2 protein-coding genes are annotated in these 2429 nt (G+C 37.5%); both read left to right on the top strand.

Features of this window, described 5'->3' with window-relative positions:
- Positions 1-125 precede the first annotated feature (125 nt).
- Complete coding sequence (locus AB1498_03805) at positions 126-572, top strand: hypothetical protein (protein MEW6087404.1); 447 nt, start codon at positions 126-128, stop codon at positions 570-572.
- 79 nt (positions 573-651) lie between these two features.
- Positions 652-1485: a 16S rRNA (cytidine(1402)-2'-O)-methyltransferase gene (gene rsmI, locus AB1498_03800; GenBank protein ID MEW6087403.1), complete on the top strand. Its 834-nt coding sequence runs from the start codon at positions 652-654 to the stop codon at positions 1483-1485.
- Positions 1486-2429 lie beyond the last annotated feature (944 nt).

The following is a 2429-nucleotide window of genomic DNA, read 5'->3' as shown; positions in this document are numbered from 1 at the left end:
CGATACTTTTTTGGGAACTTTGTTCCTAATAGCTTTCATGCCGGTCTCCTTTATAACACACTATAAAAGATTCGGCTGAAAGCTATTTTTTTATATACTTTTTTTTAAATTTGCCAAACTCAAGTATGTTAAATAAAAAAAAATCATTAATATATTTTTTGATTTTGCCTGTATTTTTTACTGGCTGTAATTTGTTTGGCGAGAGCAGGGACATAGAGCTTGTTGAAATAAGAATGGGAAAAACAGTTGACAGTGCCGGGGTTGTCAGTAATTTAACCGATACTTTTTCGCCGACTGACGATAAAGTGGTTTTATGGCTTTCATGGAATCGCGTCAGGGGAGAAAATAACGGAGTTATTGAATGGCACGACCCTGATGGGAAGGTTTACATGGAAGATGAATTTAAATTTACCGCGGGGGATGATACATGGGCAACCTGGCATGAATTGCCGATAGCGCGTACCAACGCTTCTTTGAAATTAGGCGATTGGATGGTTTATATTACTTTAAGAGGCAATTATATGGATAAAAAGAAGTTCAGGATTACAAGCACAAGCAGCGGGGACATATAAAATTTTCGCTATCGCAAAATTTTATTCCAAAGTACAAAATACACACACGAATTACAAAAATAAACATTCCGGGGTTCTTATGTCAGGAACACTCTATCTTGTCAGTACCCCCATCGGGAATTTGGAAGATATTACCCTGAGGGCTTTAAGAATATTGAAAGAAGTTGATCTGATTGCCGCGGAAGATACCCGCCATACAAAGAAACTGCTTGCTCATTATGAAATACACGCGCCGCTGACATCATATTTTGAGCATAATAAAATTGTTAAGGGAAACTACCTGCGGGAAAAGCTTTTGGAAGGCAAAGATATCGCCCTGGTAACAGACGCGGGGACACCCGGCATCTCGGATCCGGGAGAAAAAATCGCGCAGGAATGTATTTTATCCGGGATAAAGGTTGTTCCGGTTCCCGGGCCGGCCGCGCTTATCGCATCCTTGAGTATCTCAGGGCTTTCAACAGATAGGTTCCTTTTTCAGGGATTTTTGCCTAAAAGCGGCAAAGAAAAAAAAGAGTTTTTAACAGGGTTAAAAAAAGAAGCGGCGACACTTATATTTTATGAATCTCCTTACAGGGTAAAAGAAACACTTAAAATAATGCTTGAGGTTTTTGGAGAAAGGCGGGCGGCAGTAATCCGCGAACTGACTAAAATTTATGAAGATATAAGGAGAGGAAACTTAAGTGAATTGGCAGAATGTCCTTTTGTCTTAAAAGGTGAATTTTGTATAGTTGTAGACGGCTGGAAAGGCATGGCGGATAAAAGCATTTTAAAAGACGAGGATTTGATAAAACTGGTTAATAACCTGCAAAAAGATAAAAACATTTCTTTAAAAAAAGCGGTAAAACAAGTTGCCCTTGAGAACAATTTATCCGTGAGAACGCTCTACCAGGCTGTGATTAAAAACAAATCCTGAAAAATCTAAATCACCATAGCTCTTGACATAAGTATTATCAATAATTAACTTTAGTTTGGCAAATTTTGAATTTCAAAATCTCTTTTTGCTTACCTGCCTGCCGGCAGGCAGGAACCTGTCCGCCTGAGGCGGATTATAAATCTTCCGCCAAAGGCGGATCTGCCTATGGCATGAATAGACGCAAAAAGAGACCCTGAAATTAAATTTGCCAAAGTCAAGTAATTAATTTAAGGAGATTCAGGGACGCAGATCAGAGTATAAAAAAGTTTGGGGGGAGAATAAAAAGAAATTTTGTGACAGACCTGAATTCCATCTCAAATCCTTCACAGGCAATATTCCCAGTACTGATTGTCATCTGAAATTATACCAACATATAAAAAAATCCTGACAAATTTATACAATAGTATTATTTTAGTTTATCATAGACGGATCGGCGATGTTCAACACTGTAAAGTATTATACTTTTCTTGGATTGATCAATCCAGAAGATAATACGATAATCGCCGATTCGATATTTTTGAAGACCTTTAAGGTCATGAGGAAGGTATTTAAGGTAAGCATGGTTAACTCTGGATTTTGAGCAAGCCGTCCAATTTTTTTAATAATTCTGTTAGAAACACTTTTATCAATTTTAGATATATCGTGATCAAATTCAGGGGTTGTTTCTATTTGATACATAGTTCTTTTTTTAGTTCGCTTAATGGCCGGGTTTTACCTTGAATATGATTTTGACGGGCTTGCCGCATTTTAGCAATGAATTCAGGATTGGAAGAGAGCAAAAATCTTCTAATTCATTATTAAATTCTTCAAGTATAGTGTTAGCCTAAGTTCCGCAGTTTTAAAATCAAGCTTCTTATTTTTCAAGGGGTTGCGGGTTTTACCCCCTCAAATTCTGCACTACATTTTGTATAAAAACCGGACGATTAGGGATCTTTATTCCCAGC

This window comes from bacterium (assembly GCA_040754625.1).
Classification (GTDB): domain Bacteria; phylum JACRDZ01; class JAQUKH01; order JAQUKH01; family JAQUKH01; genus JAQUKH01.
The sequence above is the reverse complement of the archived record's forward strand: the minus strand, read 5'-3'. Positions and strand labels throughout refer to the sequence as shown.

Coding starts and splice junctions, on each gene's coding strand:
- AB1498_03805 (MEW6087404.1), top strand. CDS start 126: ATGTTAAATAAAAAAAAATCATTAATATATTTTTTGATTTTGCCTGTA.
- rsmI (MEW6087403.1), top strand. CDS start 652: ATGTCAGGAACACTCTATCTTGTCAGTACCCCCATCGGGAATTTGGAA.